Source organism: Streptomyces sp. A012304, from assembly GCF_026008495.1.
Taxonomy (GTDB): Bacteria; Actinomycetota; Actinomycetes; order Streptomycetales; family Streptomycetaceae; genus Streptomyces.
On record NZ_BQUN01000188.1, the window covers coordinates 58,718 to 73,859 of the forward strand.

General features: G+C 71.0%; 13 protein-coding genes. 9 read left to right on the forward strand and 4 right to left on the reverse strand.

Annotation, left to right across the window (positions count from 1 at the left end; genetic code table 11):
* The first annotated feature begins 253 nt into the window (after positions 1-253).
* The 8 genes from ALMP_RS38235 (at position 254) to ALMP_RS38270 (ending at position 10,142) form a co-directional block, all read left to right on the forward strand.
* Entirely contained in the window at positions 254-1,483 is a 1,230-nt protein-coding gene (locus ALMP_RS38235; protein WP_264936815.1) for a M20 family metallopeptidase, read from the forward strand.
* A gap of 332 nt (positions 1,484-1,815) precedes the next feature.
* Positions 1,816-2,844: a BMP family protein gene (locus ALMP_RS38240; RefSeq protein ID WP_264936583.1), complete on the forward strand. Its 1,029-nt coding sequence runs from the start codon at positions 1,816-1,818 to the stop codon at positions 2,842-2,844.
* A gap of 216 nt (positions 2,845-3,060) precedes the next feature.
* Complete coding sequence (locus ALMP_RS38245; protein ID WP_264936584.1) at positions 3,061-4,116, forward strand: BMP family protein; 1,056 nt, start codon at positions 3,061-3,063, stop codon at positions 4,114-4,116.
* A 224-nt stretch (positions 4,117-4,340) separates the two neighbouring features.
* The gene (locus tag ALMP_RS38250; protein ID WP_264936816.1) at positions 4,341-5,993 is read left to right on the forward strand and encodes an ABC transporter ATP-binding protein; all 1,653 of its coding nucleotides are present in this window, start codon (positions 4,341-4,343) and stop codon (positions 5,991-5,993) included.
* A complete protein-coding gene (locus tag ALMP_RS38255) occupies positions 5,990-7,111 on the forward strand; it encodes an ABC transporter permease (protein WP_264936585.1) in 1,122 nt (373 codons plus the stop codon). The genes ALMP_RS38250 and ALMP_RS38255 overlap by 4 nt, the downstream gene beginning before the upstream one ends.
* Positions 7,111-8,373 carry an ABC transporter permease gene (locus ALMP_RS38260; RefSeq protein WP_264936586.1) on the forward strand — a complete coding sequence of 421 codons (1,263 nt, stop codon included), beginning with the start codon at positions 7,111-7,113 and terminating at the stop codon, positions 8,371-8,373. The genes ALMP_RS38255 and ALMP_RS38260 overlap by 1 nt, the downstream gene beginning before the upstream one ends.
* Positions 8,370-8,774, forward strand: a complete 405-nt coding sequence (locus tag ALMP_RS38265; RefSeq protein ID WP_264936587.1) for a cytidine deaminase — start codon at positions 8,370-8,372, stop codon at positions 8,772-8,774. Before ALMP_RS38260 ends, ALMP_RS38265 begins: the two co-directional genes overlap by 4 nt.
* Positions 8,775-8,858: 84 nt before the next feature.
* On the forward strand, positions 8,859-10,142 hold the full coding sequence (locus tag ALMP_RS38270; RefSeq protein ID WP_264936588.1) for a thymidine phosphorylase: 1,284 nt from the start codon (positions 8,859-8,861) through the stop codon (positions 10,140-10,142).
* Positions 10,143-10,326: 184 nt separating this feature from the next.
* Here the strand turns inward: ALMP_RS38270 and ALMP_RS38275 are convergent, their stop codons facing one another.
* The gene (locus tag ALMP_RS38275) at positions 10,327-11,499 is read right to left on the reverse strand and encodes a GDSL-type esterase/lipase family protein (protein ID WP_264936589.1); all 1,173 of its coding nucleotides are present in this window, start codon (positions 11,497-11,499) and stop codon (positions 10,327-10,329) included.
* 7 nt (positions 11,500-11,506) lie between these two features.
* Positions 11,507-12,100 (reverse strand): TetR/AcrR family transcriptional regulator, encoded by a 594-nt coding sequence (locus tag ALMP_RS38280; protein WP_264936590.1) that lies wholly within the window; start codon positions 12,098-12,100, stop codon positions 11,507-11,509.
* 129 nt (positions 12,101-12,229) lie between these two features.
* On the opposite strand from ALMP_RS38280, the gene ALMP_RS38285 reads away from it, so the two are divergent.
* Positions 12,230-12,616 carry an STAS domain-containing protein gene (locus tag ALMP_RS38285; RefSeq protein ID WP_264936817.1) on the forward strand — a complete coding sequence of 129 codons (387 nt, stop codon included), beginning with the start codon at positions 12,230-12,232 and terminating at the stop codon, positions 12,614-12,616.
* Here the strand turns inward: ALMP_RS38285 and ALMP_RS38290 are convergent.
* Both ALMP_RS38290 and ALMP_RS38295 read right to left on the reverse strand, forming a co-directional pair.
* Positions 12,500-13,516, reverse strand: coding sequence for a sigma-70 family RNA polymerase sigma factor (locus ALMP_RS38290; RefSeq protein ID WP_264936591.1), 1,017 nt, complete (start codon positions 13,514-13,516; stop codon positions 12,500-12,502). The two genes, ALMP_RS38285 and ALMP_RS38290, sit on opposite strands and share 117 nt — an antisense overlap.
* Positions 13,517-13,866: 350 nt before the next feature.
* On the reverse strand, positions 13,867-15,135 hold the full coding sequence (locus ALMP_RS38295; RefSeq protein WP_264936592.1) for an MFS transporter: 1,269 nt from the start codon (positions 15,133-15,135) through the stop codon (positions 13,867-13,869).
* Positions 15,136-15,142: the final 7 nt, after the last annotated feature.

Here is a 15,142-nt window from a genome sequence, read left to right on the forward strand (position 1 = left end):
ACGGAAGTGGTTCCGCTCCTTGGGACAGCCCCGCGTGGTCCGGGCGGCCCGTGGTATCCGTGGAGGAGAGGAAAAAAGAGGGACGGGCCCGGATCCCATGATCCGCTCGGCCGAAGCCGGCCGAGTTTACCCATCCCGAACGGCAGCCACACGCCGCGCGGCCAACTTTTCTTCCCCTAACGGGCTGATCTTTTGTTGATCGTGGGTCAGTCGACCGCCGTGGCGTCCTACCCTTCAGAGGGTGAAGCAACTGATGTCCCGAGAGTCCGAGGCCGATCCCTCCTGGGAAGCCGTGCTCCCCGGCGTCCTGCCGGAGGCCCTGCACGCCGAGCTGGTCGCCTTCCGCCGCGACCTGCACATGCACCCTGAGCTGGGCAACCAGGAGTTCCGTACCACCGCGGCGATCAAGGAGCGCCTGGAACAGGCGGGCCTGAAGCCGCGCGTGCTCTCCGGCGGCACCGGACTCATCTGTGACATCGGGGACTGGGCGGGAGGCGTCCCGGTGCTCGCCCTGCGCGCCGACATCGACGCGCTGCCCATCCCGGACACCAAGACCGAGTGCGCCTACCGGTCCACCGTGCCCGACCGCGCCCACGCCTGCGGTCACGACGTGCACACCACCGTCGTCCTCGGCGCCGGCCTGGTCCTCGCCGACCTGCACCGGCAGGGCCGGCTGCCGCGCCCGGTGCGGCTGATCTTCCAGCCCGCCGAGGAGGTGCTGCCCGGCGGCGCCGCCGACGCCATCGAGGACGGCGCGCTGGACGGCGTCGGCCGGATCATCGCCGTGCACTGCGACCCGCGGGTCGACGCCGGGCTGATCGGGCTGCGCGAGGGAGCCATCACCTCCGCCTGCGACCGGCTGGAGATCTCCCTGGACGGCCCCGGCGGCCACACCGCCCGCCCCCACCTCACCACCGACCTGGTCACCGCCGCGTCCCGGGTCGTCACCGACGTCCCCGCGCTCGTCGGCCGCCGCGTCGACACCCGCGCCGGACTCGCCGTGACCTGGGGCCGGATCGAGTGCGGCCACGCCCCGAACGTCATCCCGCAGCACGCCGAGCTCTCCGGCACCGTGCGCTGCCTGGACATCGAGGCCTGGCGGCAGGCCCCCGACCTGGTCGTCGCCGCGATCGACGAGGTCGCCAACCTGCACCGCGCCAAGTCCGAGATCAACTACGTCCGTGGTGTCCCCCCGGTCGTCAACGATCCCGACGTCACCGCCCTGCTGCGGGACGCCATGGTGGCCCGGCGCGGCGAGGACTCCGTGGAGAGCACCCAGCAGAGCCTCGGCGGCGAGGACTTCTCCTGGTACCTGGAGCGCGTCCCCGGCGCCATGGCCCGCCTCGGCGTGCGCCACCCGGGCGAGCGCACCGTGCGTGACCTGCACCAGGGCGACTTCGACGCCGACGAGCGCGCGATCACCGTGGGCGTGGAGCTGTTCACGGCCGCCGCGCTGCTGGACGCGGCGACCCGGGTGGCCTGAACCGCACCCTCCCGACGGCCGAAGGGGTGCCCGAAAGGTCCCCCTTCGTCCCCTTGTGTCACCCAGGTGTAACCCGCGGGAACCGGTTGTGACGCGGGGGTGGCACGAATCGATAACGGCCGCCTGGAATCCCGTTCCCCTCCCCTTCTACGCGCGTTACTGTGCGCCGAAACCGCCATCCGGAACGGCCTGTTGGGGAAGCCGTGCCGAAAGGGCGCGACAATCGCGACAATGGGGACAGCGGGCCGGTGACGGTGCCGTGGGGATGAAGGGTGCTTGCTGTGCGTCTGATATCTCGGAACTCTCGGAGGACCAGGTTCTCCCAGGCAGCGGTGACCGTCGCGGTCATCGCCCTCGCGGCCGCCGGCTGCGGTGAGTCCAGCACGGGCTCCAAGACGACCGACACCGAGTCCGGCACGTACTCCGGCAAGGGCATCGGCCTCGCGTACGACATCGGCGGCAAGGGCGACCAGTCGTTCAACGACGCCGCCTACTCCGGCTTCCAGAAGGCCGAGAAGGAGTTCGGCATCGGCGGCCGGGACGTCGAGCCGCAGGACGGCGAGTCGGACGCCGACAAGGTGCAGCGCCTGACCCAGCTGGCCCAGGCCGGATACAACCCGGTGATCGGCGTCGGCTACATCTACGCGGGCGCCGTCAAGGAGGTCGCCGCCAAGTTCCCGAAGACCACCTTCGGGATCATCGACGACGAGACCGTGCAGGCGAAGAACGTCGCCGACATGGTCTTCCACGAGGAGCAGGCCTCCTACCTCGCGGGCGTCGCCGCCGCCAAGGCCTCCAAGAAGGCGCACATCGGCTTCATCGGCGGCGTGGACATCCCGCTGATCCACAAGTTCGAAGCCGGATACGTCCAGGGCGCCCGGTCCGTGAACCCGAAGATCAAGATCGAGTCGCAGTACCTGACGGAGACGGCCCAGGAGGGCGGCTTCTCCAGCCCCGACAAGGGCAAGGACGCGGCGAGCGGGCAGATCGAGGCCGGCGCCGACGTCATCTACCACGCGGCCGGCCTCTCCGGCCAGGGCGTGATCTCCGAGGCCGCGTCCAAGAAGGTGTGGGCGATCGGCGTCGACTCCGACCAGTACAACCAGAGCGCGCTCAAGGCCTACAAGGACTACATCCTCGGCTCGGCGCTGAAGAACGTCGGCGGTGCCGTCTACGACCTGGTGAAGTCGGTGCACGACGGCAAGCCGCTGTCCGGCGTGGTCCGCGGCAGCCTCGCCAACGACGGCGTCGGCTTCGCCGACACCAACCCGAAGTACAAGGCCATGACGGACGTCGTCGCCGCGGTCGACAAGGCCAAGAAGGAAATCATCGACGGCACGGTCAAGGTCAACACCAAGTAGCCGGTTCCCGGCCGGACGGGCCCTTCGAAGGTCCTCGCAGCCCAGGCGCCCCTTGCTTCCCGCAAGGGGCGCTTCGCTGTCCGTAATCTGGACGGCGACTGCGGCCACAGCTCGATAACGGACCGGACAGAAGGGTTTTTCCGTCTGGTCTACGCGCGTTACGCTGCGGCGGAACCAGCGCCTGGTATGGGCGCTTGCACAAAGGAGTCACGTTCCATGCGCCGGGTGTCCCGTATCGCCGTTGCGGGTGTTGCGTCCGCAGCCCTCGCCGTCACGATTTCCGCTTGCGGAAGCACGTCCTCGTCCTCCTCGTCGTCCTCCGCCGGCGACGACAAGAACCTGGGCCTCGCGCTCGCGTACGACATCGGCGGCAAGGGCGACCAGTCCTTCAACGACGCCGCCACCGCGGGCATGGAGAAGGCCGACAAGGAGTTCGGCTACAAGTCGACCGCGGTCGAGCCGCAGGACGGCGAGTCGGACGCCGACAAGGTCCAGCGCCTGGAGAACCTCGCCCGGCAGGGCTACAACCCGGTGATCGGCGTCGGCTTCGCCTACGCGCCGGCCGTCAAGGAGGTCGCGGCCAAGTTCCCGAAGGTCACCTTCGGCATCGTCGACGACAACACCATCAAGGCCGACAACGTCGCCGACCTGGTCTTCCACGAGGAGCAGGCCTCCTACCTGGCCGGCGTCGCCGCCGCCAAGGCCACCAAGTCCAACGTGGTCGGCTTCATCGGCGGTGTCGACATCCCGCTGATCCACAAGTTCGGCGCCGGCTTCAAGCAGGGCGTCCAGGACACCAAGAAGGGCGTCACGGTCAAGGAGCAGTACCTGACCGAGACCGCGGCCGAGGGCGGCTTCTCCAGCCCCGACAAGGGCGAGAGCGCCGCCGAGGGCCAGATCGACGCGGGCGCGGACGTCGTCTACGCCGCCGCCGGCCTCTCCGGCCAGGGCGTCATCAAGGCCGCCAACGCCAACAAGGTGTGGGCGATCGGCGTCGACTCCGACCAGTACAAGCAGGACGCGCTGAAGGCCTACAAGGCCTCGATCCTGACCTCCGCCATGAAGAACGTGGAGGGCGCGGTCTTCGAGCTCGCCAAGTCCGTCGAGGACGGCAAGCCGCAGAGCGGCGAGATCCGCGGCAGCCTGTCCAACGGCGGTGTGAGCCTGTCCGCCTCCAACCCGGCCTTCTCCGGCAACAAGGAGATCCAGGACGCGGTGAACAAGGCCGCGGAGGGCATCAAGAGCGGCACCATCACGGTGAAGAGCTCCTGACGACCGTATCGGGCCTTGTCCCAGGCATGGCCAAAAGAGCGCTGTGATGACAGCGTTACGGCCACGGAACGGGGCACGGGGAAGATGACCTCCCCGCGCCCCGTTCGCGCGGCAGAATGCTCGGAACGGATCGGGTACTGGTACAAGACCGATCAGGTCCGGGCACTATTTAAAGCAGGGGCGCTACGCGCGTAGAGCGGCCCCTTTCCCGAGGAGAGTGCGCCATCGACGCGTCCAGCAGCCCTCCGCTCACCGCCCAGTCGACAGTCGCGGTAGAGCTCGCGGGCATCACCAAGCGATTCCCCGGTGTGGTCGCCAACCACGACATCCACCTGACCGTCCGCAAGGGCACCGTGCACGCCCTGGTCGGTGAGAACGGCGCCGGCAAGTCCACCCTGATGAAGATCCTCTACGGCATGCAGAAGCCGGACGAGGGGACCATCGAGGTCGACGGCGAGCAGGTCGCCTTCTCCAGCCCCGCCGACGCGATCGCACGCGGCATCGGCATGGTCCACCAGCACTTCATGCTCGCGGACAACCTGACCGTCCTGGAGAACGTCGTCCTGGGCAGCGAGAAGCTGTACGGCATCGGCGGCGCCGCCCGCAGGAAGATCAAGGAGATCTCCGACCGCTACGGCCTCGGTGTACGCCCCGACGCCCTGGTCGAGGACCTCGGTGTCGCCGACCGCCAGCGCGTGGAGATCCTCAAGGTCCTCTACCGCGGCGCCCGCACCCTCATCCTCGACGAGCCGACCGCCGTCCTCGTGCCGCAGGAGGTCGACGCCCTCTTCGCCAACCTGCGCGAGTTGAAGTCCGAGGGCCTGTCCGTCATCTTCATCTCCCACAAGCTGGGCGAGGTGCTCTCCGTCGCCGACGAGATCACCGTCATCCGGCGCGGCACCACCGTCGGCACGGCCGTCCCCTCCGAGACGACCCCGCGCCAGCTCGCCGAGATGATGGTCGGCAGCGAGCTGCCCACCCCGGAGACCGCCGAGTCCACGGTCACCGACCAGCCCGTCATCGCGGTCGAGGGCCTCACCGTCTACGCCAGCGGCGGCGCCTCCCTGGGCATCGAGGCCGAGCCCAGCGGCGGCACCACGCTCGCCCCCGAGGGCGGCGAGATCAAGAAGGTCCTCGACGGCGTCACCTTCACCATCCACGCCGGTGAGGTCATGGGCATCGCCGGTGTCGAGGGCAACGGCCAGACCGAGCTGATCGACGCGCTGATCGGCACCAAGCACGCCGACTCCGGCACCATCGCCTTCCTCGGCGAGGACATCACCCCCTGGCCCACCCGCAAGCGCCGCGAGTCCGGTGTCGGCTACATCCCCGAGGACCGTCACCGCCAGGGCCTGCTCCTGGAAGCCCCCCTCTGGGAGAACCGCATCCTGGGCCATGTCACCGAGGCCCCCAACGCCAAGGGTTTCTGGCTCAACCCCAAGGGCGCCCAGGCCGACACCCGCCGGATCGTCGAGGAGTTCGACGTCCGCACCCCCGGCATCGACGTCACCGCCGCCTCCCTCTCCGGCGGCAACCAGCAGAAGCTGATCGTCGGCCGTGAGATGAGCCACAACCCGAAGTTCCTGATCGCCGCCCACCCCACCCGCGGTGTGGACGTCGGCGCTCAGGCGCAGATCTGGGACCGCATCCGCGAGGCCCGCCGCGAAGGCCTGGCCGTGCTGCTGATCTCCGCCGACCTGGACGAGCTGATCGGCCTGTCGGACACCCTGCGGGTGATCTACGACGGCAGGCTGGTCGCGGACGCCGACCCGGCGACCATCACCCCGGAGGAGCTGGGGTCGGCCATGACCGGTGCCGCGTCCGGACACCTCGAGCACGCCGAAGAAGAAGCCGCCCCGGAGGACGAGGCCCGATGAAGAAGTTCGACAAGGAGCGGTTGCTCCTCGCGGTGGCCGGTCCGGTCATCGCGCTGGTCTCGGCGATTCTGCTGACCTCGATCGTGCTGATCGCCTCCGGCAAGAACCCGTTCGAGCCGTACGCGCTGATGCTGGAGCAGCTCGGCTTCTCCGACGTCCAGGTCCTGATCATCAACCAGGCGTCGCTGTACTACATCGCCGCCCTCGCGGTCGCCCTCGGCTTCCGCATGAACCTGTTCAACATCGGCGTCGACGGCCAGTACCGCCTCGGCGCGATGATGACGGCCGTGGTCGGCGCGCACGTCGCGCTGCCGTCGTTCCTCCAGATCCCGCTGCTGCTGCTGGTCGGCGCGCTCACCGGCGCGATGTGGGCCGGTATCGCGGGCGTCCTGAAGGTCACCCGGGGCGTCAGCGAGGTCGTCGCGACGATCATGCTCAACTCGATCGCCACCAGCCTCATCGGCTACCTCACCCTCACCGAGAACTTCGGCGTCCTGGTCGGCGACAACAACACGACCGGCATCATGAAGGAGTCCGGCTGGGTGCCCGGCATCGACCTGGGCGAGGACGTCGGCGAGATCTACGGCCTGGTCTTCCTCGCCGTCGCCCTCGGCATCGGCTACTGGGTCGTCCTCAACCGCACCCGCTTCGGCTTCGACCTGCGCGCCACCGGTGAGTCCGAGACCGCCGCCGCGGCCTCCGGCGTCAACGCCAAGCGCATGGTCCTCACCGCGATGCTGATCTCCGGCGCCGTCGCCGGTGTCTCCGGCCTGCCGCTGCTGCTCGGCGACGCCCACACCTACAGCCTGAGCTTCCCGGCCGGCCTCGGCTTCACCGCCATCGGCATCGCCCTGCTCGGCCGCAACAACCCCGGCGGCATCGCCCTCGCCGCCCTGCTGTGGGCCTTCCTCGACAAGGCGTCCCCCGCCCTCGACTACGCCACCCCGGTCGCGTACGAGAAGGAGATCGCCACGATCATGCAGGGCCTGATCGTCTTCGCGGTCGTCATCTCCTACGAGGCCGTCCGCCAGTGGGGTCTGCGCCGCCAGCAGAAGCAGGTCGGCGCGGAGCTCGCCGCGGAGGCCGCCAACAACTCGAAGAAGGAGGTGGCGGCCTGATGTCCACCGCGACCGTCGCCAAGCCCCAGGCGAAGCAGCCCGGCAAGGGCAGCCGCCGTTTCTCGCTCCCGGTCCTCCTGCTCGTCATCGCGGGCGTGCTGATCCTGGTCTCGGTCGTCCGCCTGATCTCCGGCGCGGACGGCATCACCTCCACCGGCCAGATGTCCACGGCCCTGCGGCTGGCCGTGCCGATCGGCCTGGCCGGCCTCGGCGGCCTGTGGGCCGAACGCGCCGGCGTCGTCAACATCGGCCTCGAGGGCATGATGATCCTCGGCACCTGGTTCGGCGCCTGGGCCGGCTACCAGTGGGGCCCGTGGACCGGTGTCGTCTTCGGCATCATCGGCGGCGCGCTCGGCGCCGTGCTGCACGCCATCGCCACCGTCACCTTCAACGTCAATCACATCGTCTCCGGTGTGGCGCTGAACATCCTGGCCCTGGGCACCACCCGCTACCTGTCGAAGTTCACCTTCGAGGACGCCCCGCAGGGCTCCTCCAAGCAGTCCCCGCCGATCGAGTCGCTGGGCAACTTCAGCATCCCGGGCCTGTCCGACTGGCTGGAGACCCTGAACGACAAGCACTGGTTCCTGATCTCCGACATCGCCGGCCTGCTCGGCGGTCTGGTCACCAACCTCTCGCCGCTGACGGTCATCGCGATCGCCCTGGTGCCCGCCACCTGGTGGGTGCTGTGGCGGACGGCCTTCGGCCTGCGCCTGCGCTCCTGCGGCGAGAACCCGGTCGCGGCCGAGTCCCTCGGTGTGAACGTCTACAAGTACAAGTACATCGCCGTGATCATCTCGGGTGGTTTCGCCGGCCTCGGCGGCGCCTTCCTGTCGATCGTCGCGTCCAACGTCTACCTCGACGGCCAGACCGCGGGCCGCGGCTACATCGGCCTCGCCGCGATGATCTTCGGCAACTGGATGCCGGGCGGCCTCGCCCTCGGCGCCGGCCTGTTCGGCTACACCGACAGCCTCAACCTGCGCGGCGGCACCACCAACGTGCACGCGCTGATCCTGCTCATCGCGATCCTGCTGGTGGTCGGCGCGGCCTACCTGGCCTGGAAGAAGAAGTACATCGGCGCCGTCGTCACCCTGGTGGTCTCGGCCGTGATGTTCCTCTGGTACGCCAACACCGACGAGGTCCCGCGCCAGGTCGTCTCCGCGGCCCCGTACCTCGTCACCCTGCTGGTGCTCGCCCTGTCCGCCCAGCGTCTGCGCATGCCGAAGGCGGACGGTCTGCCGTACCGGAAGGGACAAGGCAAGTGACCGCCGCCGACCGGGCCGTCGACTGGGAGAAGCTGCGCGCGGCGGCCCGGGACGCCATGTCCCGCGCGTACGCCCCGTACTCCGGCTACCCGGTCGGCGTGGCGGCCCTCGTCGACGACGGGCGGACCGTGTCCGGCTGCAACGTCGAGAACGCCTCCTACGGCCTCGGCCTGTGCGCCGAGTGCGGGCTGGTCTCGGAGCTGCAGAACACGGGCGGCGGCCGGCTCACGCACTTCACCTGCGTGGACGGCAAGGGCGAGATCCTCGTCCCGTGCGGCCGCTGCCGGCAGCTGCTGTACGAGTTCGGCGGCCCGGGCCTGCTCCTGGAGACCCCGGCGGGGATCCTGCCGCTGTCCGAGATGCTGCCCCAGGCCTTCGGCCCGGACCATCTCACCAAGTAACTCCCGTGCGGCCCCTCTGACGAAGCTGAAGAAGCGCAGAGGGGCCGCACACTTTCTGATTCCTGAACATCCGGAAGGAAAGCCATGGCCATGGACGCCATCTCCGTCATCCGCACCAAGCGGGACCGCGGTGAGCTCAGCGACGAGCAGATCGACTGGGTCATCGACGCGTACACCCGCGGCGAGGTCGCCGACGAGCAGATGTCCGCGCTCGCCATGGCGATCCTGCTCAACGGCATGAACCGCCGGGAGATCGCCCGCTGGACGGCCGCGATGATCGCCTCCGGCGAGCGCATGGACTTCTCGTCCCTGTCCCGCCCCACCGCCGACAAGCACTCCACCGGCGGCGTGGGCGACAAGATCACCCTGCCACTCGCCCCCCTGGTCGCCGCCTGCGGCGCGGCGGTCCCGCAGCTCTCCGGCCGAGGCCTCGGCCACACCGGCGGCACCCTGGACAAGCTGGAGTCCGTCCCCGGCTGGCGGGCCCTGCTGTCCAACGAGGAGATGCTGCACGTCCTCGACACCACCGGCGCGGTGATCTGCGCGGCGGGTGACGGCCTGGCCCCCGCCGACAAGAAGCTGTACGCCCTGCGCGACGTCACCGGCACGGTCGAGGCGATCCCGCTGATCGCCTCCTCGATCATGTCGAAGAAGATCGCCGAGGGCACCGGCTCCCTGGTCCTGGACGTGAAGGTGGGCACGGGTGCCTTCATGAAGACCATCGAGGACGCCCGCGAGCTCGCGTCGACGATGGTGGGCCTCGGCACCGACCACGGTGTGAAGACCGTCGCGCTCCTCACGGACATGTCGACCCCGCTGGGCCTGACGGCGGGCAACGCCCTGGAGGTCCGTGAGTCGGTGGAGGTCCTGGCCGGCGGCGGCCCGTCCGACGTGGTGGAACTGACGATCGCCCTGGCCCGGGAGATGCTGGACGCGGCCGGCGTGCAGGACGCCGACCCGGCGAAGGCCCTGGCCGACGGCTCCGCGATGGACGTCTGGCGCCGCATGATCGCCGCGCAGGGCGGCGACCCGGACGCCCCCCTGCCCACCTCCCGCGAGCAGCACGTCGTCAAGGCCCCGTCCTCCGGTGTGCTGACCCGCCTCGACGCCTACGACATCGGCATCGCCGCCTGGCGCCTGGGCGCGGGCCGCGCCCGCAAGGAGGACCCGGTGCAGGCGGCGGCGGGCGTCGAACTCCACGCCAAGCCGGGCGACCCGGTCACCGAGGGCCAGCCCCTGCTGACCCTCCACACCGACACCCCCGAGCGCTTCGAGTACGCCCTCCAGGCGGTGCAGGGCTCCTACGACATCGCGGCACCGGGGACGGAACACACGGCGAGCCCGGTGGTGCTGGAGCGCATCGCCTGAGGCAGCCGCGACGGGGGCGGCGGATCGCCTGAGCGAGTCGCGAAGGGGGCGGCGGCCTGGGGTGGCGCGGGGCGGCGGGGGACCCCGGCTTCACCCCGCGCACCCACGGCCTCACCGCCCTCGGCGGCGTTCGGGATCCGCCGCCCCGCACGCGAAGACGCCGCGGCGCGGAAATCCGCCGCCCTCACGCGAAGGCGCCGCCCTCCCCGAAGGCCAGCGTGGCGAACCGCTCGCCCATCCGCCGGTGCGTCACCGCGTCCGGGTGCAACTGATCCGGCAGCGGCAGCTCCCGCGCGTCAGCCTCCCCGTACATCTCCCGCCCGTCGAGATAGTGCAGGTGCGGATCGTCCGCACGCCGCTGCCGCACGATCCGCCGCAGCTCCTCCCGGATGACCCGCAGGGTCAGCTTGCCCCCGGCGACCTCCGCCGCCGACCCCATGGGAACGAACCGCAGCCGTCCCTCCCCGAGCCCGGAGAAGTCCGGCGCGCTCGGGCCGGGCGTGTCCTCGTGGACCGGGCAGAGGATCGGCGAGACGACCAGCAGCGGGGTCGTCGGACGGCCCTCACGGATGGTGTCGAGGAAGCCGTGCACGGCCGGCCCGAACGCCCGCAGCCGCATCAGGTCGGCGTTGACCAGGTTGATCCCGATCTTCACGCTGATCAGGTCGGCGGGTGTGTCCCGCAGCACCCGGGCGGTGAACGGGTCGAGCAGCGCGCTGCCGCCCAGCCCGAGGTTGATCAGCTCGACCCCGCCGAGGGAGGCGGCCAGCGCCGGCCATGTGGTGGTCGGAGTCGCCGCGTCGGAGCCGTGGCTGATGGAGCTGCCGTGGTGCAGCCAGACCCGGCGGTCCGGGGCCGGCGCGGGTTCGACCGGGGCGTCGGTGCGCAGGGCCACCAGCTCGGTGGTCTCGTTGTGCGGCAGCCATATCTCGACGTCCTTCACGCCCCCGGGCAGTCCCGGGAAGCGGAGGGTGCCGGGCTCACCGGGCCGGTGCTCGACGGTCCCGGCGACCATGTCGATGGTCATGACGTCGCCGCCCTCGGCACTCGCCCGCCCCGCCGGACGGCCGTCGACGAGCAGCTCGTACACACCGTCCGGGCGGGGCGGGGCGCCGACGTAGAGCCGCTTGGTGGGCAGCGTGTCCAGTTCCACGGCGGTGGCCCGGGTACGGAAGGCCAGCCGGACGCCCGACGGCTGCGACTCGACCATGGCCAGCTGGCCGTCGGCGCACTGGGCGCGGGCCCAGGCGGGCAGGCGGTGCGGCAGCAGGCCGCGTTCGGTCTGCTCCACCTCCAGCGCGCCGCGCAGGAAGGCGGCGGTGAGCGGCGTGGTGATCCAGTCGTGTGCGGGATGCATGGTGCGTCTACCTGTCGGTGGGCGGTGCCAGGGGGTCCGCGGGCCAGTTCCGCAGCAGGGCGTCGAGGGCGTCCAGGACACGGGTCCAGGACTCCTGGGAGTCGGGGGCGCTGTGGCTGAAGCCCCCGGCCTGCTCCAGGCTGACGTATCCGTGGAACACGCTGCCCAGCAGTCGCACCGCATGGGTCTGGTCGGGTTCGGCCAGGTCGTAGCCGCGCAGGATCGCCCGGGTCATCCGGGCGTGCCGGACGCCCGCGCTCGCTGCCGCTGTCGCCGGGTCGAGCCGCAGCTGGGCCGCCGCGTAGCGGCCGGGGTGCTCCCGGGCGTAGTCGCGGTAGACGTTCGCCAGGGCGGCCAGGGCGTCCTTGCCGGCCCGTCCGGCCAGCGCCGCCGCGCCCCGGTCGGCGAGCTCCTCCAGGGCGAGCAGGGCGATCCGGGTGCGGAGGTCCTGGGAGTTCCTCACATGGGAGTAGAGGCTCGCGACCTTGACGTCGAACCGCCGGGCGAGCGCCGAGACGGTCACCTGCTCGAAGCCGACCTCGTCGGCCAGCTCGGCTCCCGCCCGGGCGAGGCGTTCCGGTGTCAGCCCTGCGCGCACCATGGCGTCCCGGTCCTCCCATGCCTTGGGCAGAGCCCATCGGGTATCAGTAACTTACCTAAAACCATTAGGCAACCACAGATTGATATTAGGGCGTCAGGTGAGGGCATGCGGCAGTCACAGCCCGCGCCGATGAGTTCCGCGCCCCCGCCAGGTCTACCGTTCGTGGATGCGACGACACCGCCCGTACTCGCCCTGACCGCGCCCGTCACCCGCGACCGGGTGCCGGAACTCTGCGACGCCGTACGGGAACTGCTGGAGAGGACCCGGGCCGGGGTCGTCGTCTGCGATCTCGCGGGGCTCGGGCCGCCGGGACTCACCGCCGTCGACCTGCTGGCCCGGCTGCAACTGACCGCCCGCCGGGCCGGCGGACGCATCCGCCTGCGCGACCCCGACCCCGCGCTACGCGCCCTGCTGGACCTCGTCGGACTCCGCTTCGAGATGGAGGGGGAGCCCGAAGAGCGGGAACCAGCGCTGGGTGTCGAGGAAGAAGTGGAACCCGGTGAGGCGGCCGTCTGAGATCTCCAGCACCTGGATCGCCCACGGCGTGAACCCGCCCGCCTCCGGGTCCGGCTTGTACTGCGCGAACCCCGGCAGCCCGTTGACCTGCACCGGCAGCAGACGGGAGCCCGCGCACGCCGAACCGAGCGTGGTCATGAAGCCCGTGATGTCGCCGTGGCCGGTCAGCCAGAGGTCGAACGGCGGCATCGTCATCACGGCGTCCTCGTGCAGGAGGGCCGTCAGCGCGGTCATGTCGTAGCCCTCGAACGCGGCCACATAGCGCTCCAGGAGCTTCTGCTGCCGCTCGTCCAGCGGGTCGGAGACCGCCGCGTCGGCGCCCGCGTCCGCCCGTTCGGCGAGGGTCGCGCGGGCCCGCTGGAGCGCGCTGTTCACCGAGGCGACCGAGGTGTCGAGCAGCTCGGCGACCTCGCTCGCCTTCCACGCCAGCACCTCGCGCAGGATCAGCACCGCCCGCTGCTTGGGCGGCAGCTGCTGCAACGCGGCCATGAAGGCCAGCCGCACGGACTCCTTGGCCACGGCCGCCTCCGCCGGGTCCTCCACCGTGGGCAGTACACGTGCGTCCGGCATCGGCTCCAGCCAGGTGTTGTCGGGGCGGGGCGAGAGGGCCGCCTGGGCGAGCGGCGTCGACTCGCTCAGGTCCATCGGCCGGGCGCGCTTGTTGCCCGCCGTGAGCATGTCCAGGCAGACGTTCGTCGCGATGCGGTAGAGCCACGAGCGCAGGCTGGAGCGGCCCTCGAACTTGTCGTAGTTCCGCCAGGCGCGCACCAGGGTGTCCTGCACCGCGTCCTCCGCCTCGAAGGAGGAGCCCAGCATCCGGTAGCAGTAGCCGGTCAGCTCGACCCGGTGCTTCTCCAGCCTGATGTCGAGGTCGTCCACCGTCGCCGTACCGTCACTCATCGTCGTCCACCCACCCCTGTGGCCGTTCTGTCACGCGCCTGTGCGCCCAGCACTTCGGAAGCTACCGCAGCCCACTGACAACGGCCCCCCGAGCCGACGAAGCCGCAGGTCAGGGCCGCTCCCAGTGGCGCTCAGTCCAGCTGCCGCACGGACATCAGCAGATGCCGGTGGACCTCCGGCGCGTCCGCCGCGCCCAGCAGCGCCCGCTGCCCCGTCCCCAGCAGCTCCAGCCGCAGCACCGGACCCTGAACAGGGGAAACGTGAAGATGAAGCGAGGAGAGGAGGCGCGCGCCGAAGGGACACGAACACGCGCGGAGGGGACACGAGGAAGTGGCGCGCGGAAGCGGGCCTCAGCGCGCGCCCGCCACAACCTCCCGCCGCGCCGCCCGCGTCCCCAACACCGTGATCGTCACGACGCCGAGCACCGCGAGCACGCCGACCCCGACCGTGCCGGCCCAGCCGCCCGCGTGGAAGGCCATGGCACCGACCGTGCTGCCCACGCTGGAGCCGATGTAGTACGCCGACTGGTACAGGGCGGAGGCCTGCGCCCGCCCGGTCGTCGCCGCCTTGCTGACCGCCGAGGACGCCACCGCGTGCCCCGCGAAGAAGCCCGCCGTGATCAGCACCAGGCCCGCCAGGACCGGCGCCAGCGAGTCCGCGAGGGAGAGCAGCAGGCCCGTCGCCGTGGTACCGCCCGCCAGGTACAGCGCGCCGCGCCGGCCCAGGCGGCCCACCAGCCGGCCCGCGGCGGACGCCGACACCGTCCCGACCAGGTACACCAGGAAGATCGAGCCGACGATGCCCTGCGGCAGCGAGAACGGCGCCTCCGTGAGCCGGTACCCGATGACGGTGTACACCCCGCCGAAGACGGTCATGAACAGCGCGCCGATCGCGTACAGCCGGCGCAGCAGGGGGTCGGCCAGGTGGTCGCGGACCGTGCGGGCCAGGACCCGCGGGCGCAGTGAGCCCGGCGTGAAGTGCCGGGGCGCCGGCAGCAGCAGCCGGAAGGCCACCGCGCACGCCACCGCGACCGCGCCGATCACCCCGACGGCGACCCGCCAGCCCCACTCCTGCGCGACCCAGCCGGTGATGACCCGGCCGCTCATCCCGCCGACGCTGTTGCCGGCCACGAACAGACCGATCGCCGTGACCAGCGCCCGCGGCCGCACCTCCTCCGCGAGATACGCGGTCGCCGACGCGGGCAGCCCGGCCAGCGCCGCGCCCTGAAGGCCGCGCAGCACGACCAGGGCGCCCAGCGACGGGGCGAACGGCACCAGCACCCCGAGGCCCACCGCGACGCCCAGCGAGGCCGTCATCACCGCACGGCGGCCGTAGCGCTCCGACAGGGCGCTCATCGGCAGGACGAACAGCGCCAGCCCGCCGGTCGCCGCCGCCACCGTCCAGCTCGCCTCGCTCGCCGCGACCCCGAACTCACCCGAGATCAACGGCAGCAGCGCCTGCGTGGAGTACAGCAGGGCGAAGGTCGCCACACCGGCGAGGAAGAGGGCGAGGCTCATCCGGCGGTAGCCGGGGCCACCCGGGGCCATGCGGGAGTCGGAGGGAGGAACGAACGTGCCGGCGCCCACGGTGGTGGACGCCCCGGTACTGGCGGGAGACATGCCTCGA

What these genes read in the sequence shown, in the direction of transcription:
- ALMP_RS38235 (WP_264936815.1), top strand. Translation starts at nt 254, where the DNA reads ATGTCCCGAGAGTCCGAGGCCGATCCCTCCTGGGAAGCCGTGCTCCCC.
- ALMP_RS38255 (WP_264936585.1), top strand. Translation starts at nt 5,990, where the DNA reads ATGAAGAAGTTCGACAAGGAGCGGTTGCTCCTCGCGGTGGCCGGTCCG.
- ALMP_RS38245 (WP_264936584.1), top strand. Translation starts at nt 3,061, where the DNA reads ATGCGCCGGGTGTCCCGTATCGCCGTTGCGGGTGTTGCGTCCGCAGCC.
- ALMP_RS38290 (WP_264936591.1), bottom strand. Translation starts at nt 13,516, where the DNA reads ATGAGTGACGGTACGGCGACGGTGGACGACCTCGACATCAGGCTGGAG.
- ALMP_RS38275 (WP_264936589.1), bottom strand. Translation starts at nt 11,499, where the DNA reads ATGCATCCCGCACACGACTGGATCACCACGCCGCTCACCGCCGCCTTC.
- ALMP_RS38260 (WP_264936586.1), top strand. Translation starts at nt 7,111, where the DNA reads ATGTCCACCGCGACCGTCGCCAAGCCCCAGGCGAAGCAGCCCGGCAAG.
- ALMP_RS38285 (WP_264936817.1), top strand. Translation starts at nt 12,230, where the DNA reads ATGAGTTCCGCGCCCCCGCCAGGTCTACCGTTCGTGGATGCGACGACA.
- ALMP_RS38295 (WP_264936592.1), bottom strand. Translation starts at nt 15,135, where the DNA reads ATGTCTCCCGCCAGTACCGGGGCGTCCACCACCGTGGGCGCCGGCACG.
- ALMP_RS38270 (WP_264936588.1), top strand. Translation starts at nt 8,859, where the DNA reads ATGGCCATGGACGCCATCTCCGTCATCCGCACCAAGCGGGACCGCGGT.
- ALMP_RS38280 (WP_264936590.1), bottom strand. Translation starts at nt 12,100, where the DNA reads ATGGTGCGCGCAGGGCTGACACCGGAACGCCTCGCCCGGGCGGGAGCC.